Here is a 26769-nt window from a genome sequence, read left to right as displayed (position 1 = left end):
TTCCTCAGGCATCTTAAGGCAAATGTAAAAATGAAACGCATGAGACAAACAAAGCCGGTATGTAATAACAACCATTTGCTTACAATAAAGGCAGGATGTATACCTGACAGAGAAATGTGAATTAAATTCATATCTGAACAGGCAGCATTGATTGATGCAAATCAATATGTAACGCAAATACTGGTCATTCCGGATACTGAAAAGCGCGCGAGCAGGGGCGTAAGAAATAAATTATTTTTTATCGTTTACCGGCCATGAAAAAGTCCAGTAGTGGATTTTAATATGGCTATAATTAATGGCTACTAGGATTAATATAAAACTCACAAATAATATCTGCCAAATATCCGGTATCGATGGTTAAACCGGACAATGTATAGATTCGCGCTGAGAGAAAAAGAAATAGCGGCATTTCATTCAGCGGATATATTAAAACACAACTTACAATAATGCCTCTCACTCATATCATGTCCTATAACCTTCCTTGCGCCCTCCCCGTAGACAGAGAGAGACAGCGTCTTTCTACTGTGAGCCATCCCAGTCAAGTCGCCAGAGAGAGCATTCAGCGTTAATGATCCCTCACATCATAACCAGACTGCCCGGCCTCAACGCTGCACTTTCCCCCTCAGCCCTTCTCTTTACCGTCACAGATTCAAAACCTTGATCTTCTCCGTGGCTCAGCGCAGCATGGAAATGCAAACACACTAAAACAAGAATTCGCAACCCAATCACAGGAGAGAATCAGTGCAAACAGGACATCGCTTCCAGGCCACGGATCTGCATCAATTTGTTAAAACCCTTTTCACCCATATGGGAAGCTCCCTCACCGAAGCATCGCTTATCGCCGACCATCTGATTGCCGCTAACCTGGCCGGGCACGATTCCCACGGCGTCGGCATGATCCCAAGCTACGTACGCTCCCACGCGCAGGGTTATCTCCAGCTCAATCGCCACGCCAGCGTGATGAAAGACGCGGGCGCGGTGGTCACGCTGGACGGCAACGGCGGCTTCGGCCAGGTGGTGGCCCATGAAGCCATGCAGATCGGCATTAAGAAAGCCAGAGAGCACGGTATGGCCGCCGTGGCGCTGCGCAATGCGCACCATATTGGCCGCATCGGCTACTGGGCGGAACAGTGCGCGGCCGCCGGAATGATCTCTATCCATTTCGTTAACGTCGTTGGCAACGTGATGGTCGCCCCGTTCCGTGGGAAAGACAGCCGCTTCGGTACTAACCCGCTGTGCGTGGTGTTCCCGCGCGCCGGCCATCCGCCGCTGCTGCTGGATTACGCCACCAGCGCCATCGCCTTCGGTAAAACCCGCGTCGCCTGGCATAAAGGCGTCCCGGTACCGGCGGGGTCGCTGATCGACGCTCACGGCGTCCCCACTACCGACCCGGCGGTGATGCAGACGTCGCCGCTGGGGGCGCTGCTGACCTTTGCCGAACATAAAGGCTACGCGCTGGCGACGCTGTGCGAAATTATCGGCGGCGCGGTATCCGGCGGTAAAACCTCGCATCAGGAGACGCTGCAGGGCAGCGTGGACGCTATCTTCAACTGCATGACCACCATTATTCTCAGCCCGGAAGCGTTCGATGCGCCGGATATGCAGCGCGAGACCGAAGCGTTTATCGACTGGTGTAAACGGTCGCCGCACGACCCGGACGCGCCGATTCTGGCCCCGGGCGAGTGGGAAGAGGCTAACCGCCAGCAGCGTCTGGCGCAGGGGATACCGCTGGACGCCGGCAGCTGGCAGGCGATTTGCGCCGCCGCCGAAGAAGTCGGTTTACCCGCCGACACCCTCGCGCAGCTGCGCCAGAAGCTGGCCTGATTTTTCCTCGATGACGCCCGAACGGGCGTCATGTCATCGTCATTAATGTCGACATCACCGCCGCCCCGCCCCGCCTGATCAACTATTCTATACAAATTCAATAAGTTAAGTTTTGGCACAGCGTATGCATAACGCTCCCGTCATTTGCCGGTGCGCTGGCTCATGACGCCCTGACAAAGGCGGGCCGGGCCCGGTCTGTCGTTGTTGTTTATTCTCTGTTAACAGGTCTGTTACTGATGAAAAAAATCACGAGCGTTTGCCCTTATTGCGGGGCCGGTTGCAAACTTAAGCTGGTCGTCGAAAACAATAAAATTCTCCGTGCCGAAGCCGCCGATGGCGTCACCAACCAAAATCAGCTGTGCCTGAAAGGCTATTACGGCTGGGATTTCCTCAACGACACCCAGCTACTGACGCCGCGTCTGCAGCAACCGATGATTCGCTATCAGAAAGGCGGTAAGTTCACCCCGGTCAGTTGGGAGGAAGCTATCCGCTATACGGCGAATAAACTGCGTGAAATAAAGGAGAAGCACGGCCCGCGCGCCATTATGACGACCGGTTCATCGCGCGGTACCGGGAATGAAACCAACTATGTGATGCAGAAATTCGCCCGCGGCGTGCTCCACACCAACAACGTCGACTGCTGCGCCCGCGTCTGCCACGGCCCGTCGGTAGCCGGGCTTCAGCTGGCACTCGGTAACGGCGCGATGAGCAACTCGATTAGCGATATCGAAAACTCGAAATGTCTGCTGGTCTTTGGCTATAACTGCGCTGACTCCCACCCTATCGTCGCCCGCCGGGTGATTAAAGCTCGCGAAAACGGGGCGAAAATCATCGTCTGCGACCCGCGCCGTATCGAAACCGCCCGCATCGCCGATCGCCATCTGCAGCTCAATAACGGCAGCAATATGGCGCTGGTCAACGCCTTCGCCCACGTGCTGCTGGAAGAGGATCTGTATAACCACGACTACGTCGACCGCTTTACCGAGGGGCTGGACGCCTATCGCGAAACGGTGAAAGACTATTCCCCTGAAGCCGTCGAAGGGATCGTCGGCGTGCCGGCCGCTGAAATTCGCCAGGCGATGCGCATGTTTGCCGCCGCGCCTTCCGCCACCATTATGTGGGGCATGGGCGTCACCCAGTTCGGCCAGGCGGTGGACGTCGTCAGAGGGCTGGCGAGCCTGGCGCTGTTAACCGGTAACCTCGGACGCGCCAACGTCGGCGTGGGTCCGGTACGCGGACAAAACAACGTCCAGGGCGCCTGCGATATGGGCGTCCTGCCGAATATGTTCCCGGGCTACCAGGACGTCACCGACGCCAGCGTTCGCGATAAGTTTGCCAAAGCATGGGGCGTTAACCCGGCTGTCATGGACGACCAGGTCGGTACCCGGATCACCGAAGTGCCGCACAAAGCGCTGGCTGGCGAAATCAAAGCCTACTACATCATGGGTGAAGATCCCCTGCAAACCGAAGCCGATTTAGGCCTGGTGCGTAAGGGGATTGAAGCGCTCGATTTTGTGGTGGTGCAGGATATCTTTATGACCAAAACCGCCGAAATCGCCGATGTGCTGCTGCCCGCCACCTCATGGGGCGAACACGGCGGCGTCTTTACCTGCGCCGACCGCGGCTTCCAGCGCTTCGAGCAGGCGATTATCGCCACCGGTAATGTTAAGCGCGACTGGGAAATCATCAGCCTGCTGGCCAGCGAAATGGGCTACCCGATGCATTACGATAACAACCAGCAGATCTGGGACGAAATGCGCGAGCTTTGTCCGCTGTTCTATGGCGTCACCTACGAGAAAATGGGCGATATGAACCACGTCCAGTGGCCGTGCCCGACGCTGGATCACCCCGGTACGCCGTGGCTGTATAAAGATAACCTCTTCGATACGCCAACCGGCAAAGGCCAGCTGTTCGCCGCCCCGTGGCGCGCGCCTGCCGAGACGCCGGATGAAGCGTATCCGCTGGTGCTCTGTACCGTGCGCGAAGTCGGCCACTACTCGTGTCGTTCGATGACCGGCAACTGCGCGGCCCTGCAATCGCTTGCCGATGAGCCGGGCCGGGTGCAAATCAACCGCGCCGACGCGCAGCGCCTCGGAATCGCCGACCAGCAGCTGGTATGGGTCAGCTCGCGGCGCGGTAAGGTGATTACCCGCGCCGACATCAGCGATCGCATTAACGAAGGCGCGGTGTATATGACCTATCAATGGTGGGTCGGCGCCTGTAATGAGCTGACGCAGGATAATCTCGACCCGATCTCGAAAACGCCGGAAACCAAATACTGCGCGGTGAAGGTGGAGGCTATCGCGGATCAGCGCTGGGCCGAGCAGTATGCCTGGACAAGCTATAGTGAGATGAAAGCCCGCCTGAAAGCGGCGGTGAACGTGTAAAACACCGCGGGGAGATGCGCGCATCTCCCCACATATCCACTTTTGCTCCCGGGGGCGGCGCGCAACGCGCCTTGCCCCGGCTACAGATTCACCGCCATCTGCGGATCGGTAGCCCGGACAGATGCGCAGCATCGCCTCCGGGAAATTCAGCTACTCTGCGCTCTGTTCCCGGGGGCGGCGCGCAACGCGCCTTGCCCTGGCTACAGATTCAGTGCCGTCTGCGGGCCGGTAGCCCGGACAGATGCGCAGCATCGCCTCCGGGATCGGTCTCTTACGCCAACAGTTTCTCCACCAGCGCCGTCCACAGCGCCACGCCGTGCGGGATCAGCGCATCGTTAAAATCATATCCGGCGTTATGTAGCGGCTTTGATGCCGTCTCGCCATCGGTGCCAATCCAGAAATAGGCGCCCGGGCAGGCCTCCAGCATGCAGGCAAAATCTTCCGAGGCCATAGAGGGATTGCCGTTCCAGCTCACCGCCGATTCCCCCAGCAGCGCGGTCGCCACCTCGCGAACCTTTTGCGCTTCAGCCGGGTGGTTGGTGGTGACGGGATAACCGGGATACCAGGCGATTTTGCCTTCCACGTCTGATACCTGCGGCTGGGCGGCGACATAGCTTTCAATCAGCCCCCTGACCCGCTCACGCACCTGGTTATTCAGACAGCGGAAGGTTCCGCGCAGCACCACTTTATCCGGCAGCACGTTGATCGCCTCCCCGCCGGAAATCTGGGTAATGCTTACCACCGTGGATTCCTGCGGCGACAGGCGGCGCGACGGAATGGTTTGCAGCGCCATAATCAGCTGCGCCGCGGCGACAATCGGGTCCGCCCCGCGCTCCGGCATCGCCGCATGGCAGCTCTTGCCGGTCAGGGTAATTTCAAACGCATCGAGAGAGGCCATCATCGCCCCGCTGCCGATCGCCACCTGGCCCAGCGGCATACCCGGCCAGTTGTGCAGCGCGTAAATGGCATCCATCGGGAAGCGCGCAAACAGCCCCTCTTCCACCATCTTACGCGCGCCGCCCAGGTTCTCCTCAGCGGGCTGGAAAACAAAGTGAACGGTGCCGCGAAAGCGGCGGGTTTGCGCCAGATGCGCCGCTGCCGCCAGCAGCATTGCGCTATGGCCGTCGTGGCCGCAGGCGTGCATCACGCCCGGATTACGCGATTTATAGTCGACGTCGCTCTGCTCGGTGATCGGTAGCGCATCCATATCGGCCCGCAGGCCAATTACCGGACCCGGGCCGTTCTCCAGGGTCGCGACCACGCCGGTACCCGCCAGACCGCTATGCACCTGAAGGCCAAATGAAGCGAGCAGTTCAGCGACCCGCCGAGAGGTTTCCTGTTCCTGATACCCCAGCTCAGGGCAAGCATGAAAATCACGTCGCCAGCGAATGGCCTCGGCGATCAGTGAAGGGGATACAGCCATGTCTTACTCCTTTCCTGCACAGCTTCAGCGCTGAACGAGTGTTTTATGCAATACGTTAGGGCTACAGGTAACCCGCTAGCCTATTGGTTATATCCTTTCGCCCGCTCACTGACAACTGCCGCCAAACCCTGCGCCAACGCGCCTTTGCGCGGCATCCCGCCTGCACTGCGTTTTTTTGTAGTCATATCAACGGTGACATAAGGCGTGCGATTAATTATTATGCAGCTATACTGGCGTTTTGCCGAATAATTCACTCTACAGACCTCCTTAACCGGAAATAAAATGTTCAACCCAGAGCAGAATCGTCTTGCCCCCACGCTGGCGATGATCATGGCGGCTTCATTAGTGGGATTTATCACCGGATACACGGTGCCCTTAATCAGTCTGGAGCTGGCGCAGCAGCAGATTGATACCGTTTACGTCGGCCTGCTGGCCGCGCTACCGCCAGCGGGGATGATGATCTCCTCCTTCCTCTCGCCCGCGCTGTGCCGGCGCTTCGAGATGGGGCTTCTGCTCTCCGTCAGCCTGGTGGCGCTGGCGGCGGCAACCATCGCCTCCTGCCTGTCGTTTGATATGGTTCATCTCCTGCTGCCGCGGCTGGTGACCGGCCTGGCGTCAGGGGTGATTATCGTCATTGGCGAAAGCTGGATCACCGGCGGCGCGGCGGGTAAAAACCGGGCAACCCTGACCGGCATTTATGCCTCCGCCTTTACCGGCTGCCAGCTGGCGGGGCCGCTGCTGATCTCCGCCGGAGAAGCGTATCAATCATGGACTCTGCTGCTGGTCGGACTGGTGACCTTCGCCTGTCTGCTGATGCTCCGCCATTTGCCCTCCGGCAGCCGCGAACGGCTGGCGGAACGCGCCAGCTGGCGCAGCCTCGGCGCCTTTTTGCCGGTACTGGCTTCCGGCGTATTCTGCTTCGCCTTTTTTGATGCCAGCATACTGGCGCTGCTGCCGCTTTACGGTATGGATAAAGGGCTGAGTGAAGTGACGGCGGTACTGCTGGTCACCGTGGTATTAACCGGCGATGCCGTATTCCAGGCGCCGCTGGGCTGGATTGCCGACCGCTTCGGTATCCGCCGCGTACATCTGACCTGCGCGGTGGTCTTCTGCCTCGCCCTGCTGGCCTTACCGTTCCTGCTGGCGTCGCATATCCAGCTGATTGTCGGCTGCCTGCTTCTCGGCGCCGCGGCGGGGGCGCTCTATACCCTGTCGCTGGTCCGCGCCGGGAAGACCTTCTCCGGGCAGAAGCTGATTATGATCAACGCCCTGCTGGGATTCTTTTGGTCCGCGGGGAGCGTCGCCGGACCGGTGGTCAGCGGATTGCTGATCAGCGTCGCGGGGTATGATGGTCTGCTGATGACGCTGTTTGTCAGCGGCGCGCTGTTCCTGCTGATTCAGTGCCTGGGTAAAAACGAAAAAGCCCTGCTGGCGGACGAACGCGAGCGCGAAGAAGAGATGGATGATATTAGCGAGGCGGCGCGGTAACGCTTAAGGGCAGTCACGGTTCGGCAGAACGAAAGCGCCCTCATCGCCCGCGCAGGGTCTTCTCCCCGGCAGCGCAGTCGCGCGCCGGGGCCGGGAGCCGTTACAGCACTTTACTTAAAAATGCGGCGGTGCGCGGGTTAGTCGGCGCGCTAAAGATCTGCGCCGGTTTCCCCTCTTCCTGAATGATGCCCTGGTCGATAAAGATAACCCGGTCGGCCACTTCGCGGGCAAAGCCCATCTCGTGGGTTACGATTACCATGGTCATCCCTTCGCTGGCGAGGTTTTTCATCACCTCCAGCACGTCGCCCACCAGCTCAGGATCGAGCGCCGAAGTGGGCTCATCAAACAGCATAATCGACGGCTTCATCGCCAGCGCGCGCGCGATGGCCACCCGCTGCTGCTGCCCGCCGGAGAGGCTGGAGGGCCAGGCGTCGCGCTTGTCGCTCAGCCCGACCTTCGCCAGCAGCTCTTCCGCCAGACGCACCGCCTCCGCGCGCGCCGTGCCGCGCAGGCTCATCGGGGCCATAATCAGATTTTCCAGCACCGTTTTGTGCGGGAACAGATTGAAGCGCTGAAAGACCATGCCGACGCTTTCCCGCATCTTATTCAGATCGGTGGCGCGATCGTGGGCAGCGAAGCCGTTTACCTCAACCTCGCCTTCGCTGACGGTTTCCAGCGCGTTCATGCAGCGCAGAAAAGTGCTTTTCCCGGAACCGGACGGGCCGATAATACACACGACTTCCTGCGGCTTAATGTCGCAGCTGATGCCGCGCAGAACGTGGCTGTCGCCGAAGCGCTTGTGTAAATTATGAATGTGAATCACTTTTGCCAAACCTCTTTTCCAGACGGTTAACCAGCTGCGCCAGCAGGAAAGTAATAACCCAGTAAACCAGGGAGATGGTCAGGTAGGGTTCCCAGTAGGTGGCGTAGGCGCCGGAAACGGTGCGCGCGGCGTAGGCCAGATCCGCCAGACCGATGGCCGACGCCAGCGAGGAGTCCTTAACGATGGCGATAGCGTTGTTGCCCAGCGGCGGCAGAATGCGGCGAAACGCCTGCGGCAGAATCACCTGACGCATGGTTTTCCACCACGGCATTCCCAGCGCGCGGGAAGCTTCCATCTGCCCCTTATCGATCGACTGGATCCCTGCGCGGAAGATCTCCGACACGTAGGCCCCGGCATTCAGCGTAATCGCCACGATACAGGAGAGAAACGCGCCGTAGTTTGAGCGCAGCTCGCGAGCGAAATCAGCGCTCATCATGCCGCTGGTCACCAGCAGTCCGTCGCGCGGGTTGATAAACAGCGGCACCAGCGCGAAGTGCACCACCATAATTTGCACGAACAGCGGCGTACCGCGAAACGCGCTGACGTAAAAGCGCACCGGAAACTGCACCAGGTAACGCAGAACGTATTTCCATACCCCGTGCTCGGCTTTCGCCATCCGCCCCAGCCCGAGGGTCAGCCCCCACAGGGTGCCGAGGATCACGCAGATAATGGTACATTTAATGGTCATCAGGGCACCGTCCATAAACAGCGGACCGTACTCCTCAATGATCTCCCAACGGAATCCCGTCATAGCCCTTCCCTAAAAAATACGGCTATCGCCAGAGTCGATAGCCGTGATGAAAATAAAAATGCGAATTATTGCGCTGGCAGCGTCGGGACGTTCTCGTCGAACCAGGTTTTATAGATTTTGGCGTAGGTGCCGTCAGCGATGATTTTCTGTAAACCGGCGTTGATCTTCGCCTGCAGCTCGCTGTTGCCTTTCGCCACCGCGATGCCGAAATACTGGCGCTCAAATTTGGCATCCGGCACCAGCTTGAACTGCTTCTCCGGGTGCTGTTTGATGTAGTATTTCACCACGCCGACGTCGCCGACCGCCGCGCTCACGCCGTCTTCAAACAGCTCCTGCAGCATCAGCGGAGTATTATCAAAACGCTTGATCGCGGTACTGTTCTTGCCCAGCACGTCGGAAACCACGATATCGCCGGTGCTGGAGTTCACCACGCCGACTTTCTCGTTTTTCAGCGCCTCAAGGGAGGAGACCTTTGAATCCGCCGGCACGACGATGGACTGCTCGGCCGGGAAATAAGGGGCGGAGAAATCCACCATCTGCTTACGCTTATCGGTGATAGTGATCCCGGAGATAATAATGTCGCGGTCGCCGGTGTTGAGGGTGGCGAAGATCCCTTCCCACGGCGTATTGACCAGTTTGATATCAAAGCCTTCCGCTTTGGCGATCGCTTTGATGATATCGATATCAAAACCTTCCAGCTGTTTCTGGCTGTTCTCGAACTCAAACGGGCGATAGGTTCCGCCGGATCCCACCACGTAAGTTTGCTGAGCCGCGTGGGCGGTGCCGATCATCGCCGCCACCAGGCAGCATGCTTTCATCCACTTCTTAACCATGACAACTCCGTTTTATGCATTAATTTTGCATAAAAATACACACTGTCAGCATGGCATGCAACCGGAAACCTTCCCGACGGTAAATTATCTGCCGTTTAGCTTCGTTTACCGCCGGATTTCCCGATGGCCCGATGCAATTCATTGATCCGCTTCATCGATTTCACCGTTTTTTGCGGCGCGGTGGAGGCGACCGACAGCACGATCATCTCCAGGCAAACCAGCACCGTCCCGTGCAGCGGCACCCGCCCATTATCGCCGCCGCGCGGCACCTCAATGACCACCTGCGCCTCCTGGCTAAAGCGGGAGTCCAGCGCCTGGGTGAGTAAAATCGTCGGGATCCCCAGACGGCGGGCCTCGCGCAGGGTCGTCATCCCCTCCCGGTGCGGCGACTTCTGCCCCATCATAATCAGCACGTCGCCGCGCTGCAGGCCGATCAGCTGCTCGGCGAGGCTAAACCCGGTGCGGTTCATTACGTACGAAGGCAGGCCGATGCGGCTCAGCAGCCTGGCGGTATACTCCGCCAGAATGCCCGAGGCGCCGATCCCAAAAATCCCCACCTGGCGCGCGTCGGTCAGCAGCGCCACCGCCTGGGCCACCGCGGCGCGGTTGTCGGGGCGCGCAAGCACTTCGCAGGCCCGCTGATGCCCTTCCAGCACGAAATCGATGCTCGAATTGACGTCGCTGGATAAGGCGCTCACCGTGGAGATCATTTTTTCCGACGAGGTCGCCGACGGGCCGAACCAGCGCTCCATGGTCTGCTTCAGCTCCCGCAGTCCGGCGAAGCCGAGCGCCTGGATGGCGCGCACCACCGTGGCGTCCGAGGTATTGGTCGCGGCGGCGATTTCCATGGCCGTGCGCTCCAGCACCGCTTCCCGGTTTTCGTTGATATAGCTCACCACCGCCAGCAGACGCGGCGACAGCTGATGCGCGCGGGCGCGAAAACGTTCGCCGAACAGGTCAACCCGCCCCTTCTCTCTTTTGACCACCGTTTTCATTTCAGCCCCTCGGGCAAAGGACGACCGGCAATGTGCGACTGTACCTGGGCGACCATCAGCGACAGCGCGGCGTAGGAGTTAGAGATAACCTCCTCGCGCGGCAGCAGAATATAGCGCCCGGTGCGGCAGGCGCGCATAAAGTCGCACCAGCCGGGCATCACGCCCTCCATCGCCTGCAGCTCATCCTGCGGCCTGCCGCCGGTATCGGAACGCCAGGTGGCAAATACGAAATCGGCATCCAGCGCCGGCAGCTGCTCGGCGCTGACGTCAATACGCTGGCCATCGGGGATGTTGTCAATCAGCGGTGGGAAGCGGAATCCGGCATCGCGCAGCACGCGTCCCAGCGCATGATAGGCGTGATGCACGGTAACCTTGCCGTTGTTGGCCTGAATCACCGAGACTACGATGTTTTGCGTATCCACCATCGCCTTTAGCTGGGCTATCTGCGCCTGATAGCGGCGTTCGAGGATTAAGAGCCGCGGCTGGGTGCCGGTGAGCTGCGCCAGCTTGCGGTAGATGCGCGGCGCGCTGCCCTGCAGGTGATCGATGCTGACCGTTGGCGCAATCTTCTCCAGCTGCTCCACCGAAACGTGGCGGCTGGGCTCGGTAATAATCAGGTCCGGTTTCGCGGCGGCCACCGCTTCGAGATCGATATCCGCCGTGCCGATAAACCGAATCGCGCTGTTATCGAAATCAACGCCGGTCAGCTGTGCGCTGGCGCGTAAAAAGTGGCTGCCGTCCGGACGCGTCCTCCCGTGGCTGGCCACCGGCGGGACGCCAAGCTCGATCAGCGGGATGGTGATATCCAGATCGTGCAGCGACACAATGCGCTGCGGGTGCAGCGGAACGGTCACCGTACGACCCAAATCATCGGTGAAGGTTTGCGTATCGGCGGCCGAGGCGACGCCCGCCAACAGCACCAGCAGAGAAACGAACCAACGCATAGCGATCCTTTTTGATTTACAGGGCGTCACGGCGACGCCAGAGCAGAACGATAAAAAACGGACAGCCGACCAGCGCAATCACGATCCCTGCAGGGATCTGCAGCGGCGCGAAAGCCAGTCGGCCAATTGTATCGGTGGCTAACACCAGCAGCGCGCCAACCAACGCGCTGCCGCAGAGCAGCGCCACCTGGCCGCCGCGCAGCAGAAACCGCGCCATATGCGGCGCCATCAGGCCAACGAAGCCGAGGCTTCCGACGCAGGAAACGCTGGCGGAGGTCAGCAGCACCGGCGCGAAAAAGCGCAGCAGGGTTAGCTGCTGCAGGCGTACGCCGAGACCAATGGCCGTGCGGTCGCCGAGCAGCGCCGCATCGGCGGCCCTGGCGGTCAAAAAAAGGATCAGCGCCCCGGGCAGCGCCCAGCAGAAGGCGACGGCCAACAGCGGCCAGGTCGCCGCGTGCAGGCTGCCCGCCAGCCAGATCATCGCCGTTTGTACATCGCGCACGTCGGCGGTGGTCAAAAAAACTCCCCCCCGCCGCCGCCAGCGTCCACGACACGCCGATGCCGATGAGAATAAAGCGCGGGCGCGAACAGTCGCGGGCCAGCGCCAGAACCAGCAGCGCCACCAGCACGCCGCCGAGCATTCCCGCCAGCGGCCGCCAGACCAGGCCCACCGCCGGGAAGAACAGCACCAGCGCCAGAACGACAATACTGGCCCCCTCCTTCACCCCGATAAGCCCGGGATCCGCCAGACCGTTGCGGGTAATGCTCTGCATCGCCGCGCCGGCCAGACCGAGCATCGCCCCGCACAGCAGCGCCATAAACAGCCGCGGCAGGCGGATATCAAAGAGGATAAATCGCTGCTGATCGCCCACGTTATCCGCCCCCAGCAGCGCACGGAACAGGGTACCGGAGGGCATCGGGAAGCTGCCGCGGGTCAGGCCAAACAGCGCCAGCAGCAGGATGACGAGCAGCGCGACAGCGGCGATTCTTACCGCCGCAGGGCGCAGCAGAATGTGCCAGCGGCCGCAGGTCAGCGGCCGAAAGCCGGCGCGACGGACGGCGCTTTTCATTTAAAAAACCTCGCGGCGATAAAAATAAATACCGGCGCCCCCACCAGCGCGGTCATCGCGCCGGTTGCCAGCTCCTGGGGCGCAACCAGGGTACGAGCGGCGATATCCGCCAGCAGCAGCACCAGAGCGCCAACCGGAGCGGCCAGCGGCAGCGCCAGGCGAATATCTTCGCTAATCAGCCGGCGCACCGCGTGGGGGACCACCAGCCCGACAAAGCCGATCGGCCCGGCCACCGCCACCGCCGAGCCGCACAATAGCGCAATGGCGGTCAGCCCCAGCAGGCGGGTCTGAACAATCTTTACCCCCAGCCCCAGCGCGACCTTATCGCCCAGCGCCAGCACGTTAAGACGCGGCGCGATGACCAGCGCGATCGTCACTCCCGCCAGCGCCGGGAGCAGCGCAGCGCGCAGCGTTTGCCAGTTCAGCCCGGCAAGATCGCCCGCCAGCCAGGTGCGCATCGCCAGCAGCGTTTGTTCATCGAGGATCAGAATCGCCGCGGTGACCGCCGAGGCAAAGGCCGACAGCGCCACCCCGCACAGGGTAATGCGCAGCGGCGTGACGCCGCCCCGCCCGGACGACGACAGCAGCATCACGCCGCCAAACAGCAGCGCCGCGCCGCAGGCGGCGGTGAGCGGTCTGGCTAACGCCACGCCGCCGAGGCTGATTCCCAGCGCCGATGTCGCCACTACCGCCAGCGAAGCGCCGGCGTTAAGGCCGAGAATATGCGGCTCGCCCAGCGGGTTGCGGATCACGGTTTGCAGCAGCAGCCCCGCCACGCCGAGCGCCGCGCCGGTGAGCAGCGCCGCCGCGAGACGTACCAGGCGTAAATCGACAATAATTCGGTGGTCAAAATTGCGCGGATCGTAATGGAGCAGCGCCTGCAGCACCGTTTGCGGCGCAATCCAGCGCGCGCCGAGTCCGAGATGCACCAGCGAGCCGCCCAGCAGCAGCAGGCTCAGCAGTACCAGCGCCAGCCGGGGGCGGGATTGTCGGCGCGGCGGCAGCAGCGCGGAGGCGCTCATAACGCCTTCTCCTCACGGGCGCGGAACGGCATAAAAAAGGGCTTACCGGTCTGCGGGTTGAGCGACATCTGCACGTCCACGTCAAAGACGGTTTTGATCAGCTCCGGCGTACAGATTTCCTGTTCATTAATTACCCCGGCGATCGCGCCTTTTTTAAGAAACACCAGCAGGTCGGCGTAGTTCACCGCGAAGTTCAGGTCGTGCAGGACGGTGACCACCGTGCGGCCGTGATCGCGGGTTAAGGTTTGCAGCAGTTCAAGGATGTCGACCTGATAGCGCAGATCGAGCCAGGTGGTGGGCTCATCCAGCAGAATCGTCGCCGTTTGCTGGGCGAGAGCCATCGCGATCCAGCAGCGCTGGCGCTGGCCGCCGGAGAGGCTATCAACCGTCAGGTGGGCAAACTCTGCGGTACCGGTGAGCCGCAGCGCCTCTTCTACCGCCCGTTCATCGGCCTCGGACCATTGTCGCATCAGCCCCTGCCAGGGGTAGCGCCCGCGCGAAACCAGTTCAAAAACCGTCAGCCCTTCCGGGGTCAGCGGCGATTGCGGCAGAATGCCCAGCCGACGGGAAACCTCCCGGGTCGGCATCTGGTGAATCACCTCGCCGTCCAGGCGTACGCAGCCCCCCAGCGGCTTGAGCATCCGGGCGATAGTCGACAGCAGCGTCGATTTCCCCGAGCCGTTGGCGCCGGCCAGTACCGTCATTTTCCCGTGGGGGATGGTCAGATGAATATTGTCGACAATTAGCGTCTGGCCATATCCGGCCGACAGGGAATCAAGGACGATCCCCTGCTCTGCAGGCAACACCCGCTGTGGCATAACTCGCTCCTGCGCCGCAACGGCGTGGCGCCAGGCCCGCTCGTTCCGCACTCAAACAAAAATAAATCTCATTCTCTTTTGATCATGCGGTGGATGAATGTAGTAGTCAATACCCTATGACGGCGCCGGCCGCGCGGGTTTACTACCAAAACCCGCACAACATAAAACGACTTTAATCATCAATTAAAACAATAACATATGAAATTTTCACCCAGCCCATTCCTCGCTAATTGATTGATTATTTGTTTCGTCAGTTTTTTATCTTACATAACGTTTACTACTACATGCCTTCATGATTGAATGATTCTCAATTACATATCTGGCGCGCGTTGCGGCGTAAAAAACAGCCAGGTTTATTTTTCAGGGCAATGATTTTATTGGCTTTACCTCTCCGCAAAGGCGAGGTTCGTTCACGAGACACAAAAATGATTCCACTCAATGTCCCTTATTCGGCATTAAAAGGGCGTGCGCTTTTTTCACTGATTTTTTTCACCTCACCGGGATTATTGGCAGCGGTTAATAGCGCCGATAAAACAAAGAAAACCGCTGACGAGACCATAACGGTCGTGGCCGACGGCACTCGGCAACGCGCTACCCAGGGATATCAGCCGGTCAATACCTCGACCGCCACGCTGACTACCATGCCGATGCTGGATATTCCGCAGGTGGTCAATACCGTCAGCGAGCAGGTGCTCGAGGATCAGCATGCGACGAACCTCGACGAAGCGCTGTATAACGTCGCCAACGTGGTACAAACCAATACCCTCGGCGGGACCCAGGACGCCTTCACCCGCCGCGGCTTCGGCGCTAACCGCGATGGTTCAATCATGACCAACGGCCTGCGCACCGTGCTGCCGCGCAGCTTCACCGCCGCCACCGAACGCGTCGAAGTGCTCAAAGGCCCGGCCTCAACGCTGTACGGTATTCTCGACCCCGGCGGATTAATCAACGTGGTGACCAAACGCCCGGAGCGCAGCTTCGGCGGCTCCGTCTCCGCCACCTCCACCAGCTTTGGCGGCGGTACCGGCCAGTTTGACGTCACCGGCCCCATCGACGGGACTCAGCTGGCGTATCGGGTAATTGGCGAATATCAGCATGAAGATTACTGGCGTAATTTCGGCAAAGAGAAGAGCAGCTTTATTAACCCCTCCCTGACCTGGTTCGGCGAGCGGGCGACGGTGAACGTCTCATATTCGCACCGTGACTACAGTACCCCATTCGATCGCGGCACCATCTTCGATCTGAACACCGGCCATGCGGTGAACGTCGATCGCAAAACGCGTTTTGATGAACCGTTTAATATTACCGACGGTTATTCCGATCTCGCGCAGCTGAATGCCGAATACCGTCTCAGCGACGCCTGGACCGCCCGCTTCGACTACAGCTACAGCCAGGATCATTACAACGACGATCAGGCCCGGGTAATGGCCTACGACTCGGCGACCGGCAACCTGACCCGCCGCGTCGATGCCACCCACGGTTCCACCCAGAAAATGCACACTACGCGGGCGGATTTACAGGGCAACGTGGTCATTGGCGGTTTCTACAACGAGATCCTCACCGGCCTGGCCTACGAGAATTACGATCTGCTGCGCACCGATATGATCCGCTGTAAGAACGTCAAGGGTTTCAATATCTATAATCCGGTCTACGGCACTGTTGGCAAATGCTCCAGCGTTTCGGCATCCGACAGCGACCAGCGTATTCAGCAGGAGAGCTACGCGGGCTACCTCCAGGACGCGCTCTATCTTACCGATAAGTGGATTGCCGTCGCCGGGGTGCGCTATCAGTATTACACCCAGTACGCCGGCAAGGGCCGCCCGTTTAACGTCAATACCGACAGCAGCGACCAGAAATGGACGCCGAAAGCGGGCCTGGTGTATAAGTTGACGCCGTCCGTCTCGCTGTTCGGTAACGTGGCGCAGTCGTTTATGCCGCAGTCCTCTATCGCCAGCTATATTGGCAATCTGCCGCCGGAAGAGTCGACGTCTTACGAGCTGGGCGCGAAGTTCGATCTGTTCAACGGCGTCACCGCCAATATCGCGCTGTTTGATATTGATAAGCGCAACGTCCTCTACACGGAATCCGTGGGCGATGAGACGGTGGCAAAAACCGCCGGTAAAGTGCGCTCCCGCGGCGTCGAAGTGGACGTGGCCGGGTCGCTGACCGATAACCTGAGCGTTATCGCCAGCTACGGCTATACCGATGCGAAGGTCACCGACGATCCGGATTACAAAGGCAAACCGCTGCCGAACGTGCCGAAACACACCGGTTCGCTGTTCCTGAGCTACGACATTCACAATGTCTACGACAGCAATACGCTGACGGTGGGCGGCGGCGGTCGCGCGGTGAGCAAACGTTCCGGCACCAACGGCGCGGATTATTATCTGCAGGGCTATGCGGTGGCGGATGTGTTTGCGGCCTATAAGATGAAGCTGCAATATCCGGTGACCCTGCAGGTTAACGTGAAGAACCTGTTCGATAAGACCTATTACACCTCCTCCATCGGCACCAATAACCTCGGTAACCAGATCGGCGATCCGCGGGAAGTACAGTTTACGGTGAAGATGGATTTTTAAGCCTCATCCCTGTCCCGGATCGCGGCGCGCGGCGCCTTATCCGGGCTAGCACACTGTAGCCCGGGCAAGGCGCGGCCCTACCGCCCCGCCCCCGGGAATCCCCGCCGAACGGTCAGAATCAGCACGCCCCGGATAACGCCTTGCCTTACCAGTCCTCCCCCTGGCCAAGAATGCGCAAAATATCCTGCCGATGCTGCAGCAGCAGCGGATTGTCGCGATGGCGGGGATACGTCAGCGGCAGCGCAAACTCGGCGATAATCCGCCCCGGTCGCGGCGACATGATTAACACCCGATCGCACAGCAGCAGCGCCTCTTCGATATCGTGGGTAACCAGCAGGCTGGTATAGCCCTGCTGCTGCCACAGGGCGATCAGCTCCCGCTGCATGCTGATGCGGGTAAGGGAATCCAGCTTGCCCAGCGGCTCGTCGAGCAGCAGCAGACGCGGCTCATTCAGCAGCGCCCGGGCCAGCGCCGCACGCTGCGCCATCCCGCCGGAAAGCTGGCGCGGCCACGCTTCGCTAAACGCCTGCAGCCCCATGCGCGAAATCAGCGCGTCGGCCTTTGGCTCAAGCCCCTTTTTCCCCTGCGCCTGCGGTCCCAGCAGCACGTTTTGCCGCACCGTCAGCCACGGATAAAGGGTCGGATCCTGAAACACCAGTATCCGTTCGGGCCCCGGTCCGCCCATCGCCGCCTCATCAATCTGAATTTGCCCGGCCTGCTGCGGCTCCAGTCCCGCCAGCAGCCGCAGCAGAGTGGATTTACCGCAGCCCGAAGGACCGAGCAGCGCGACGCTCTCTCCGGGCCGCAGCTGCAGGCTGATATTCTCCAGCACCGGCACCGTCTGTTTGCCAAGGCTAAAAGCGTGATGCAGATGACTTATCGACACCGCTGCGCCGGTCGATGCCGCCTGAGAAGTGGCGTTCGCAGTTACCATTGCATCCCTCCCCGCTGCCAGCTCAGCAGCCGGTCGCGGACCATAAACAACCCGCTAATCAGGCCGGAGCAGAGCAGCGCCATCACCAGCAGCGCCGCGTACATATTGGGATAGGCCGCCCAGCCCTGCGCCCACTGGAGATAAAAACCGATACCGGATTTCACGCCGACCATTTCGGCGACGATCAGCACCGAAAACGATGCGCCAAGCCCCATAAACAGGCCGACAAAAACGTTCGGCAACGCGGCGGGGATCGCCACGCGCAGGATCAGGAAACGCTGGCTGGCGCCCAGGGTTCGCGCCACGTCATACCACGCCTTATCGATGCCGATAACCCCGGACCAGGTCAGCACGGTCACCGGGAACCAGGTGCTGAGCGCGATCAGAAACACGCTGGCGCCGAAGCTGGAAGGGAAGATAAACAGGCACAGCGGCAGCAGCGCGGTGGACGGCACCGGCCCCAGCAGACGCAACACCGGATGCACCCAGTAGCCGATCCGCTGGGACCAGCCGATCGCCAGCCCGCTGATAAAACCGCAGCTGGTGCCCAGCAGCACCCCGAGCCCGAGCAGCCCCAGCGAATGCAGAAGGCTATCAAGCAGGCGCGGCCAGTCATCGTGCAGCACCTCAATCAGCGCCTGCGGCGGCGCGAAAAACGGCACCGGCAGAAACGCCGTCTTGGCCGTCAGTCCCTCCCACAGCGCAAAAAGCAGCGGCAGCAGCGCCAGCCACTTTCCGGCATGCTGCAGACGAGTCCCCCACTGCCGCCAGTAGCGGTAGCTCAGCGCCAGCAGCAACAGTCCGCCGCCAAGGGTGAACTGCGCCAGCGCCCACCCTTCGCTAAACGGCCAGCGCCGCCCGGCATCGGGCCAGGCCAGGGTAAACAGGCCGCCCAGCAACCATAGCGCGGCGGCAAGCCAGCCTTCCTTCCACCGCGGCCTGCCGCTTGCCGGGCGCGTCAGCACCCGTTCAGGCGAAAACGTTGACATAAATGCTCTCCGCAAACTGATGGGGATCGGTTCCCGGTTTAATGACCTGCACCCGCTGAAGATCCACGGCGTACTGGGTCAGCTCTTTGACAAACGCCTCGCCCACCGCATGATGGCCGTGCCCTTGGCCGTGGAGAATGCCGCTGACCTCCGCCTCATTGGTATTCAGCGCATGGGCGAGGAAGGATTGCGCCACGCTCTCCGGATGCGCGGCGGCATAGCTGTGCGCCTCAAGAATCGCCTGGGTGAGCGCGGCGGCGGCCGGTTTATGATCGCGCGCCAGGCTACCGCTGACCCCCAGTACGCAGCAGCTCAGGTTAGCGTAATCGCCGGTCATATTGCTGGCGATAAGCTGATATTTACCGGTTGCCAGCAGACGATAGCTGAAGGGTTCGCTGCCGCTGATGGCGGCAATTTCGCGTTTATCCAGCGCCACGCTGAGTAAATCTGCCGGATAGACTTTCCACTGCACATCGCTTATCGGATCGATGCCGTGGCGCTTAAGCAAGATGGCGAAGAAGTTTTTATCCGGCCCGGCCATATCGGTGACGCCGATGGTTTGCCCCTTCAGGCTCTCCAGGCCGCCGAACGGCGAGTTTTTCGCCGTCAGCAGGTTCAGGCAGCCGCCGTGGGTTCCGGCGGTGAGCTTCACGTCGAAGCCCTGCTCCAGCGCCTTCAGCCAGCGCAGCGCCATCCCGACGCCGGCGTCGGCCTTGCCGGTGGCAATCGCCTCCAGCAGCACGTCCGTCGAGTTGCCGAAGTTAACGAACTCCACGTCGAGATTGTATTTACTGAAGATCTTCTGCTGCTCCGCGACGGCAACCGGCGCCAGGCACACCGCGCTTTTGTTAATCGCCAGCTTGATTTTGTACGGCTGCGCCAGGCGCAGGGCCGGGTGTTCCTCACCGCTCGCCATGGCCGCCATATCGTGAGCCCAAAGGGGCAGAGAGGCCCCGGCCAGCGCAAGGCTGCCGGTCAAGCGTAAGAAACGACGGCGAGATGTCATCATGGCGACACCTCCGCATGGGCCTGCGCGGCAGGCACGCTAAAGCCGTTATCAAACGTCGGCGTCACGTCCAGCTTTGCGCGGATCAGCCCGTTGGCGAGGTAAAAGTCAGCCGTCGACTGCTGCTGAGCGACCGTCTTCGCGTCCAGACGCAGCCACTGCGACTGGCGATTGGCAAACTGCGCGCGGGCGATATCCGCCGGGAAACGAATAATTTCCCCCAGCGTTTTACCGTAGCTATCGAGATTGGCGTAGGCCCAGCGCTCGGCGCCGGCCAGGCGATTGAGGTAATCCTGCAGCGCCGCGCGCTTCTGCGGATCCTTAAGGGCATCATCGGTTGCCGCCAGGAAAGTGTTACCCGGCAGCAGCCCTTTGCCGCTGACCAGAATCTGCCCCTCGGCGGTCTTCACCAGCTGCGTGGTATAGGGCTCCCAGGTCGCCCAGGCGTCCACCGAACCGTTGAGCAGCGCCACTTTGGCGTCCACCGGACCGAGAAACACCCACTGCACCTCTTTCGGCGAAATTCCCGCCTGCTCCAGCGCTTTCAGCGCCACAAAGTGGCCAATCGACCCTTTACCGGTAGCGATGCGTTTGCCTTTTAAATCCGCGGCGCTTTTCAACGCGCTGCCGGGCGAGACCAGCACCGCGGTGCCGGCCGGGTTACTTTTATCGACGGCGATGGCTTTAACCGGCGCGCCGTTAGCCAGCGCGAACAGCAGCGGCGCATCGCCGATAATTCCCGCATCCACCGCCCCGGCGTTAAGCGCTTCCGCCAGCGGCGCGGCGGCCGGAAACTCGGCCCATTTAATCTCGTAAGGGAGATCCTGCAGGGCGTTGGCTGCCTCCAGCTGCGAACGCATGCCGCCTTTTTGATCGGCGATTCGCAGGGTGATTCGCTCCTGAGCCGCCGCATAGCCGCTCAGGGCCAGCAGCATAACCACCCCGGCTAAACCGGTAAAATTAAGTCTGCGCATATGAATTATCCTTATTTTTGAAAAGCGTGTTTGCCGGCCGCCAGCCACGCGCTGTCGCTCTGCGGGGTATGTACCCGCCCGCACAGCACGTTGCGATAGTGGCGTTCCAGAGGATTTTGCCGACTCAGGCCATGGTTGCCGGTCAGCTCCAGCGCCAGGTTCACCGCCTGAATGGCGTTGTCGGTAATCGTGACTTTCGCGAGATTCGCCTCAATGGCGGAAAAGCCCAGCTGCGCGGCCTTTTCCAGCAGAGTGCGATTGACCAATAGCCAGCCGTCAATCTGGCCGACTTTTTCCTGCACCCGCGGCAGGCTGGAAAGGGGTTGCCCAAGGCTGCCCGGAATACGCGTACCCAGCCACGTTACCAGCCAGTCGCGGGCGGCCCGCGCGATGCTGTCGTAAATCGCCGCCAGCAGCGCCGTATGGCGGTTGGCAAACAGACGAAACTGTTCCGCATCCGGCGCGGGAGGCGCATCGGCAGGCCACACGTCCACCGCGTGCTCTGCAGCCACCCGGACGTTGTTCAGCACCACTTCGTGGCTGCCGGTTGCCCGCATTCCGGCGTGATCCCAGCTGTTCACCACGGTAATGCCCTCACTGTCGCGGGGCACCAGCCAGGTGCCGACCAGCGGCGGAGCGTCGTCGCTGCGGCCCCAGATGGCCAGCCAGCTCAGCCCCTCAATACCGGTGGTATAGATTTTATGGCCGTTAATCTGCCACCCTTCCGCGCGGCGGGTCGCCACGGTTTGCGGCAGGCCGCCGCGCGCCGGGGAGCCCAGTTCCGGCTCCACGCGCAGGCTGTTGATCAAGCCTCCCCGCTCGACGGCATCGTGAAAAACCCGCTGGCGCAGCGGCTCGGACCAGTTCTCGTTTTCCGCCAGCCGCAGATGGTGCAGGTACTGCATGCAGACGATCAGCGCCGTCGCCGGTTCGCCCCAGGCGATGGCCGCAATGGCCTGCTGAAGCTCGGCTAAGCCGGCACCTGCCCCGCCGTACTGCTGCGGCACGGCGAGGCTTAAAAAACCGCGCTGGCGCAGACGGTCGATATTGTCGCGGGGAAAGTCGCCGCTGGCGTCGAGACTGGCCGCCTGCTCCGCCATCAGCTGGCGTACCTCCGTCAACCGCCGCGCCCAGTCATCGCTTGTCTGACCGATCACGAGGCGCGCTCCGCCACGGCGCGCAGGGCGGCTTTTTCGCGGGCGATCGGCAGCAGCGCTTTACCGTACTCCTGAGCATCGTTGAGCGGGTCAAATCCGCGGATCAGGAAGTTGCGCACGCCGAGGTCGTAGTAGTCGAGCAGCGCGTCGGCGACCTGTTCCGGGGTGCCCACCAGCGCGGTGGAGTTGTGGCCGCCGCCTACCAGCTGCGCGATCCCGGTCCACAGGCGTTTATCCACCACCTTGCCCTGCGCCGCCGTCGCCCGCAGACGCTGCGCCCCGACGCTGTCGGGCTTGGCTTTGAAACCGCCTCCGCTCTGCGCCGCCCGCTCGGTGGCTACGTGCAGGATATGCTCGGCTTTCTCCCAGGCCTCGGCTTCGGTCGCGGCGATAATCGGCCGGAACGAGACGCTGAAGTCGATTTCGCGCTGATGTTTCGCCGCCTCGGCCCGCACGCGCTGGATGGTTTCCGCGGTTTGCGCCAGCGACTCTCCCCACAGGGCGAAGACGTTGGCGTGCTTGCCGGCCACGGCGATGGCCGCTTCCGACGAACCGCCGAAATAGAGAGGGATATGCGGTTTTTGCAGCGGGCGAATGGCCGACCACGCCTGTTCCGCCTGATAAAAGTCATTGGTGATATCCACCGGCTGTTCGGCGGTCCATACCTTGCGGACGGTCTCAAGGAAGGCATCGGTACGCGCATAGCGCTGGTCGTGATCGAGGTAATCACCGTCGCGGCGCTGCTCGGCGTCATTGCCGCCGCTGATGATATGTACCGCCAGACGGCCGCCCAGCAGGTGTTCAAGGGTAGCGAACTTACGCGCGGCGAGGGTCGGCGAGACAAAACCGGGACGATGAGCCAACAGGAAGCCGATCTTTTGCGTCGACAGACCCGCCAGCGCGGTCACCAGGAATCCGTCGGGTTGATCGGACCAGTGGCCCACCAGCAGGCGGTCAAACCCGGCGGCCTCGTGGGTTTGCGCGAAACGCACGATGTAATCGCGGTCAAAAATCGGGCCGACCGGGGCGATGGTTTCCGACGACAGGCGGTGGCCGATCATGCCGAGAAATTGAATGCTCATGCAGAACTCCTTGTAGCAGGATAATGAGTGGGCCGCCGCGGCGGCGCGTTTTCATTACCCTATACACGGGCTCTTAATGAACAAAATGCATTTTTATCATATCTTAATATGCGAGATAAGCATTTATAAAAATTATATATACGTTTCAGCCAGATACGTTTAGCTGCTGAACGACTTTGCCGGCGAAAAAAGTCAGCGGCTGGCTCAGATTGGCCAGATTCTGCGCGTGAACCAGCCACAGATGCACCTCGGGCTGGAAATCCGCCAGCGTCAATACCGTCACCTCGTCGCGCCACGGGCTGGCGGCCAGCGCGGCGCGCGGCACCAGGCCAAGCCCCAGCCCCTGCGCCACGAGGCTGATTTGCAGCTGGGCGCCCGCGGTCTCGACATTCAGCGCCAGACGCAGCCCCTGGGACTGCAGCTCGCGGATCAGCCCGGCCCGCAGGCCGCAGCCGTCGGGATTGAGCACCCAGCCTTTTTCCGCGCAGTCGCGCAGCGCCCCGGCGTGAAGACGCCAGCTTTTAGCCGCAATCACCACAATATCCAGCGGGCACAGCAGGCGCCCGCCGTAGCCCTCAGCAAAGCGTTGCTGTTCCGGCCCCATCGCCAGCACGCCGTCCAGCTCGACGCTTTCAAGGCGCTTTTGCAGCAGCCCGCTCCAGCCGCAGGTCACCTGCGGTCGCAGGGCGGGAAACTGCTGGCGCAGCGCGCTCAGCGCCGGCTGCAGGGCAATTTCCGCCACGCTCTGCGGGACCCCGAGACGCAGGATACCGTGCGGCTCGGCCTCGGGGTCGAGCAGGCCGTACAGCTTTTTGGTCTCCCGCTTGATGCTCAGGCACTGCTCGTAAACCCGGTGCCCGGCGGCGGTCAGGGTGAGCGGCCGGGTCTGACGCTCCAGCAGCGTTACGTTGAGGGTTTGCTCAAGACGCTGCAGACGACGGGTAATCGCCGATTGGGTAATACCGAGATATTCCGCGGCCTGGTTAAGCGAGGAGAACTGCACGGTGGCCAGCAGTGCGTCAATGTCGTCGATGCGCATAGCGTCCTTAAAGCCTGGCCCATCAGAGCTATTTTGCTTGCCATTTTGAACCTGGGCAGTGCTCAGACAAAACTCATAGAGTTTTGAACGCCTTCAGGGCGGCCCGAAGGGGGAGCGTAGCGAATAATCCTCACGTACTACGTGTACGCTCCGGTTCTTCCGCGCTGGCCGTGTTCAAACTGTCTACGCCAATGACGCTTGATGGGTAGGCTATCAATGTTATTTTTGCATATTAATATATGCTGAAATTGCATTTTAATTATATTAACGCCTTTGCTAGCGTAAAGACCAGTCCCGACAACAGGAAGCGACCATGACCGCACCGCGAGTGGAAAAATTACGCCAGTTTATTCAAGACCTTGATGCCCTGCATCGCGAATTTACCGATGAACAGCCCCTGCTCGACGCCGTGGCCCTGCGCCTGGCCGCGCTGGTGAAAAAGGATGACTGGCTGCCGGAGGAGTACACCCTGCCGCATCCCCACCACTATCAGCAGTATCTGCTGCATGCCGATTCCGGACAGCGTTTTTCCATTGTCAGCTTCGTCTGGGGGCCGGGGCAATCGACGCCGATTCACGATCATCGGGTGTGGGGCGCCATCGGCATGCTGCGGGGCGCGGAGGAGAATCAGCGCTACCGCCTGGACGAGCGCGGCCAGCCGGTGGTCAGCGGCCTTGCTGAACGCCTTTCCCCAGGCGAAGTGGAAAAAGTCTCTTCGCGCGACGGCGATATTCACCGGGTGAGCAACGCTCTCGCGGATAGCGTCTCGATCAGTATTCACGTTTACGGCGGCAATATCGGCGGCGTCAGGCGAGCGGTTTATACCCCGGAAGGCCTCGTCAAACCTTTTGTCTCCGGCTACTCCAACCGCCACTTACCCAATATCTGGGATCTCTCAAAGGATAATTAATATGCCCACCTGTTCTTATCGCCCGGCCGCCCAGCTGCGCCAGGCGCTGCTTGACGGCGCCGAGCTGGCGCTGATCGACGTTCGCGAAGAGGCCGACTTTGCCCGCAGCCATCCGCTGTTTGCCGCTAATCTGCCGCTCAGCAAGCTGGAGCTGGATATTTTTCGGCGCGTGCCGCGCCTGACGACGCCGATTACCGTCTATGACGGCGGCGAAGGTCTGGCGGAGCGGGCCGTCGAGCGCCTGCAGAGCTGGGGCTACGAAGATGTCGCCCTGCTGGAAGGCGGCCTGCCGGGGTGGCAGCGCAGCGGCGGAGAGCTGTTCCAGGATGTGAATTCGCCGAGCAAAGCGTTCGGCGAGCTGGTGGAGAGCGAGCGGCATACCCCCTCGCTGAGCGCCGGGGAAGTGCAGGCGCTGCTCGATGGTCAACAGGAGGTGGTTGTCGTCGACGCGCGCCGTTTCGATGAGTATCACACCATGAATATTCCCGGCAGCATCAGCGTGCCCGGCGGGGAGCTGGCGCTGCGCATTGAGGGCCTGATTCCGTCATCGCAGGCGACGGTGATCGTCAACTGCGCGGGGCGCACGCGCAGTATTATCGGCACGCAGTCGCTGCGCAATGCCGGTTTGCCCAATCCGGTCTACGCGCTGCGCAACGGTACCATCGGCTGGACCTTAGCCGGGTTTGACCTTGAGCGCGGCCAGCAGCGGCGTTATGACGCCGATTTTCGCGCCCCAGCCGAACGCGCGGCGGCGGTGAGGCAGCTGGCGGAGCGCGCCGGCGTCGCCTTTATAGACAGCCCAACCCTTCAGCGCTGGCTGCGGCAGCCCGCCCGCACCACTTACCTGTTCGACGTCCGCAGCCCGGAGGAGTACGCCGCAGGCCATCTGCCGCTGAGCGTTAGCGCGCCCGGCGGGCAGCTGGTGCAGGAAACCGACCATTTCGCCAGCGTGCGCGGGGCGCGCATTGTGCTGATTGCCGATGACGAGATACGCGCGCCGATAACGGCGTCCTGGCTGGCGCAGATGGGGTGGGAAGTGGCGGTATTACGCGATGCGCGCGCGGAAGATTTTAGCGAGCGCGGTACCCCCGCAGGCCGCGTACCGCCGGGTCCGCAGGCGGAGGAGATTGCCCCGCATCAGCTGGCGGCACAGCTGAGGGAGCCGGGAACCGTGGTGCTGGACTTTACCACCAGCGCCAACTACGTCGCCCGGCATATTCCCGGCGCTTACTGGCTGGTGCGTTCACAGCTGCGCCAGGCGCTGGAGGTGCTGCCTTCCGCCGAGCGTTACGTTGTCACCTGCGGCAGCAGCCTGCTGGCCCGCTACGCGGTGCCTGAGGTTGCGGCGTTAACCGGTAAACCGGTGCAGCTGCTGAGCGGCGGCACGCTGGCGTGGATTGACGCCGGGCTGGAGCTGGAGCATGGCGAGACGCATCTGGCGACACCGCGCAGCGATCGCTATCAGCGCCCGTATGAAGGTACCGATAACTCACCCGCGGCAATGCAGGCCTACCTCGATTGGGAGTTCGGCCTGGTTGAACAGCTGAAGCGCGATGGCACGCACGGGTTTAAAGTATTGTGATGTCCCCCGCTCGCGCTGCGCTTAGCGGGGCTACGGGCTCACTGCCGTCTGCCATACCGTAGCCCGGACTGATGCGCAGCATCACCTCCGGGAAATTATGCCGCACTGCGCTCTGCTCCCGGGGGCGGCGCAAGCGCCT

19 protein-coding genes and 3 pseudogenes are annotated in these 26769 nt (G+C 61.2%); 6 read left to right on the top strand and 16 right to left on the bottom strand.

Features of this window, described 5'->3' with window-relative positions; genetic code table 11:
* The first annotated feature begins 741 nt into the window (after positions 1-741).
* A complete protein-coding gene (locus tag ABLU87_RS26155) occupies positions 742-1824 on the top strand; it encodes a malate/lactate/ureidoglycolate dehydrogenase (protein WP_042945327.1) in 1083 nt (360 codons plus the stop codon).
* A gap of 236 nt (positions 1825-2060) precedes the next feature.
* Positions 2061-4211, top strand: a complete 2151-nt coding sequence (gene fdhF / locus ABLU87_RS26150; protein WP_047723678.1) for a formate dehydrogenase subunit alpha — start codon at positions 2061-2063, stop codon at positions 4209-4211.
* A gap of 271 nt (positions 4212-4482) precedes the next feature.
* On the opposite strand, the gene ABLU87_RS26145 is transcribed toward fdhF, so the two are convergent.
* Positions 4483-5634: a M20 aminoacylase family protein gene (locus ABLU87_RS26145; RefSeq protein WP_025108182.1), complete on the bottom strand. Its 1152-nt coding sequence runs from the start codon at positions 5632-5634 to the stop codon at positions 4483-4485.
* 282 nt (positions 5635-5916) lie between these two features.
* Here ABLU87_RS26145 and ABLU87_RS26140 point away from each other — a divergent pair, with 282 nt between their 5' ends.
* The gene (locus ABLU87_RS26140) at positions 5917-7122 is read left to right on the top strand and encodes an MFS transporter (protein ID WP_116279900.1); all 1206 of its coding nucleotides are present in this window, start codon (positions 5917-5919) and stop codon (positions 7120-7122) included.
* 100 nt (positions 7123-7222) lie between these two features.
* On the opposite strand, the gene ABLU87_RS26135 is transcribed toward ABLU87_RS26140, so the two are convergent.
* From ABLU87_RS26135 to ABLU87_RS26100, 8 genes and pseudogenes are all read right to left on the bottom strand, one after another.
* Complete coding sequence (locus ABLU87_RS26135) at positions 7223-7945, bottom strand: amino acid ABC transporter ATP-binding protein (RefSeq protein ID WP_025108184.1); 723 nt, start codon at positions 7943-7945, stop codon at positions 7223-7225.
* Positions 7929-8696 carry an amino acid ABC transporter permease gene (locus tag ABLU87_RS26130; RefSeq protein WP_004102832.1) on the bottom strand — a complete coding sequence of 256 codons (768 nt, stop codon included), beginning with the start codon at positions 8694-8696 and terminating at the stop codon, positions 7929-7931. The genes ABLU87_RS26135 and ABLU87_RS26130 overlap by 17 nt, the downstream gene beginning before the upstream one ends.
* 65 nt (positions 8697-8761) lie before the next feature.
* The gene (locus ABLU87_RS26125; protein WP_004851663.1) at positions 8762-9529 is read right to left on the bottom strand and encodes a basic amino acid ABC transporter substrate-binding protein; all 768 of its coding nucleotides are present in this window, start codon (positions 9527-9529) and stop codon (positions 8762-8764) included.
* 95 nt (positions 9530-9624) lie between these two features.
* Positions 9625-10524 carry a MurR/RpiR family transcriptional regulator gene (locus ABLU87_RS26120; RefSeq protein WP_014838722.1) on the bottom strand — a complete coding sequence of 300 codons (900 nt, stop codon included), beginning with the start codon at positions 10522-10524 and terminating at the stop codon, positions 9625-9627.
* Positions 10521-11491 (bottom strand): annotated as a pseudogene (locus ABLU87_RS26115) (iron-siderophore ABC transporter substrate-binding protein); the annotation flags it as partial. The gene ABLU87_RS26120 and the pseudogene ABLU87_RS26115, both read right to left, overlap by 4 nt.
* A pseudogene (locus ABLU87_RS26110) lies at positions 11485-12538 on the bottom strand (iron ABC transporter permease). The pseudogenes ABLU87_RS26110 and ABLU87_RS26115, both read right to left, overlap by 7 nt.
* Positions 12535-13560, bottom strand: a complete 1026-nt coding sequence (locus ABLU87_RS26105; protein ID WP_014838725.1) for an iron ABC transporter permease — start codon at positions 13558-13560, stop codon at positions 12535-12537. The pseudogene ABLU87_RS26110 and the gene ABLU87_RS26105 overlap by 4 nt, the downstream one beginning before the upstream one ends.
* Positions 13557-14378 (bottom strand): ABC transporter ATP-binding protein, encoded by an 822-nt coding sequence (locus ABLU87_RS26100; RefSeq protein ID WP_042945333.1) that lies wholly within the window; start codon positions 14376-14378, stop codon positions 13557-13559. Before ABLU87_RS26100 ends, ABLU87_RS26105 begins: the two co-directional genes overlap by 4 nt.
* A gap of 425 nt (positions 14379-14803) precedes the next feature.
* Here ABLU87_RS26100 and ABLU87_RS26095 point away from each other — a divergent pair, with 425 nt between their 5' ends.
* The gene (locus ABLU87_RS26095; RefSeq protein ID WP_049103308.1) at positions 14804-16957 is read left to right on the top strand and encodes a TonB-dependent siderophore receptor; all 2154 of its coding nucleotides are present in this window, start codon (positions 14804-14806) and stop codon (positions 16955-16957) included.
* A gap of 145 nt (positions 16958-17102) precedes the next feature.
* Here ABLU87_RS26095 and ABLU87_RS26090 read toward each other — a convergent pair whose 3' ends face one another.
* The 7 genes and pseudogenes from ABLU87_RS26090 to ABLU87_RS26060 all read right to left on the bottom strand — a co-directional run bounded on the left by ABLU87_RS26090 (position 17103) and on the right by ABLU87_RS26060 (position 24138).
* Positions 17103-17891, bottom strand: coding sequence for an ATP-binding cassette domain-containing protein (locus ABLU87_RS26090; RefSeq protein ID WP_014838728.1), 789 nt, complete (start codon positions 17889-17891; stop codon positions 17103-17105).
* Positions 17885-18880, bottom strand: coding sequence for an ABC transporter permease subunit (locus ABLU87_RS26085; protein WP_172869757.1), 996 nt, complete (start codon positions 18878-18880; stop codon positions 17885-17887). Before ABLU87_RS26085 ends, ABLU87_RS26090 begins: the two co-directional genes overlap by 7 nt.
* Positions 18861-19886, bottom strand: a complete 1026-nt coding sequence (locus ABLU87_RS26080) for an ABC transporter substrate-binding protein (protein ID WP_014229685.1) — start codon at positions 19884-19886, stop codon at positions 18861-18863. Before ABLU87_RS26080 ends, ABLU87_RS26085 begins: the two co-directional genes overlap by 20 nt.
* The gene (locus ABLU87_RS26075) at positions 19886-20860 is read right to left on the bottom strand and encodes an ABC transporter substrate-binding protein (protein ID WP_014229686.1); all 975 of its coding nucleotides are present in this window, start codon (positions 20858-20860) and stop codon (positions 19886-19888) included. Before ABLU87_RS26075 ends, ABLU87_RS26080 begins: the two co-directional genes overlap by 1 nt.
* A gap of 11 nt (positions 20861-20871) precedes the next feature.
* Positions 20872-21960, bottom strand: a complete 1089-nt coding sequence (locus tag ABLU87_RS26070; protein WP_047725015.1) for an acyl-CoA dehydrogenase family protein — start codon at positions 21958-21960, stop codon at positions 20872-20874.
* Between the two features lie 34 nt (positions 21961-21994).
* Positions 21995-23099 (bottom strand): annotated as a pseudogene (locus tag ABLU87_RS26065) (LLM class flavin-dependent oxidoreductase).
* Positions 23100-23244: 145 nt separating this feature from the next.
* Positions 23245-24138, bottom strand: coding sequence for a LysR family transcriptional regulator (locus ABLU87_RS26060; protein ID WP_032694743.1), 894 nt, complete (start codon positions 24136-24138; stop codon positions 23245-23247).
* A 313-nt stretch (positions 24139-24451) separates the two neighbouring features.
* Here ABLU87_RS26060 and ABLU87_RS26055 point away from each other — a divergent pair, with 313 nt between their 5' ends.
* Both ABLU87_RS26055 and ABLU87_RS26050 read left to right on the top strand, forming a co-directional pair.
* On the top strand, positions 24452-25048 hold the full coding sequence (locus tag ABLU87_RS26055; RefSeq protein ID WP_049080532.1) for a cysteine dioxygenase: 597 nt from the start codon (positions 24452-24454) through the stop codon (positions 25046-25048).
* Position 25049: 1 nt separating this feature from the next.
* On the top strand, positions 25050-26630 hold the full coding sequence (locus ABLU87_RS26050; RefSeq protein ID WP_048262449.1) for a rhodanese homology domain-containing protein: 1581 nt from the start codon (positions 25050-25052) through the stop codon (positions 26628-26630).
* Positions 26631-26769 lie beyond the last annotated feature (139 nt).

It is taken from the genome of Klebsiella sp. CB_Kp196 (genome assembly GCF_040061575.1).
GTDB classification, from domain to species: Bacteria; Pseudomonadota; Gammaproteobacteria; order Enterobacterales; family Enterobacteriaceae; genus Klebsiella; species Klebsiella michiganensis.
Note: the sequence above shows the minus strand (reverse complement) of the source record. Positions and strands in the feature narration are given on the sequence as shown.

Coding starts and splice junctions, on each gene's coding strand:
- ABLU87_RS26075 (WP_014229686.1), bottom strand. CDS start 20,860: ATGCGCAGACTTAATTTTACCGGTTTAGCCGGGGTGGTTATGCTGCTG.
- ABLU87_RS26055 (WP_049080532.1), top strand. CDS start 24,452: ATGACCGCACCGCGAGTGGAAAAATTACGCCAGTTTATTCAAGACCTT.
- ABLU87_RS26140 (WP_116279900.1), top strand. CDS start 5,917: ATGTTCAACCCAGAGCAGAATCGTCTTGCCCCCACGCTGGCGATGATC.
- ABLU87_RS26100 (WP_042945333.1), bottom strand. CDS start 14,378: ATGCCACAGCGGGTGTTGCCTGCAGAGCAGGGGATCGTCCTTGATTCC.
- fdhF (WP_047723678.1), top strand. CDS start 2,061: ATGAAAAAAATCACGAGCGTTTGCCCTTATTGCGGGGCCGGTTGCAAA.
- ABLU87_RS26060 (WP_032694743.1), bottom strand. CDS start 24,138: ATGCGCATCGACGACATTGACGCACTGCTGGCCACCGTGCAGTTCTCC.
- ABLU87_RS26095 (WP_049103308.1), top strand. CDS start 14,804: ATGATTCCACTCAATGTCCCTTATTCGGCATTAAAAGGGCGTGCGCTT.
- ABLU87_RS26070 (WP_047725015.1), bottom strand. CDS start 21,960: ATGGCGGAGCAGGCGGCCAGTCTCGACGCCAGCGGCGACTTTCCCCGC.
- ABLU87_RS26090 (WP_014838728.1), bottom strand. CDS start 17,891: ATGGTAACTGCGAACGCCACTTCTCAGGCGGCATCGACCGGCGCAGCG.
- ABLU87_RS26105 (WP_014838725.1), bottom strand. CDS start 13,560: ATGAGCGCCTCCGCGCTGCTGCCGCCGCGCCGACAATCCCGCCCCCGG.
- ABLU87_RS26145 (WP_025108182.1), bottom strand. CDS start 5,634: ATGGCTGTATCCCCTTCACTGATCGCCGAGGCCATTCGCTGGCGACGT.
- ABLU87_RS26130 (WP_004102832.1), bottom strand. CDS start 8,696: ATGACGGGATTCCGTTGGGAGATCATTGAGGAGTACGGTCCGCTGTTT.
- ABLU87_RS26085 (WP_172869757.1), bottom strand. CDS start 18,880: ATGTCAACGTTTTCGCCTGAACGGGTGCTGACGCGCCCGGCAAGCGGC.
- ABLU87_RS26120 (WP_014838722.1), bottom strand. CDS start 10,524: ATGAAAACGGTGGTCAAAAGAGAGAAGGGGCGGGTTGACCTGTTCGGC.
- ABLU87_RS26080 (WP_014229685.1), bottom strand. CDS start 19,886: ATGACATCTCGCCGTCGTTTCTTACGCTTGACCGGCAGCCTTGCGCTG.
- ABLU87_RS26050 (WP_048262449.1), top strand. CDS start 25,050: ATGCCCACCTGTTCTTATCGCCCGGCCGCCCAGCTGCGCCAGGCGCTG.
- ABLU87_RS26125 (WP_004851663.1), bottom strand. CDS start 9,529: ATGGTTAAGAAGTGGATGAAAGCATGCTGCCTGGTGGCGGCGATGATC.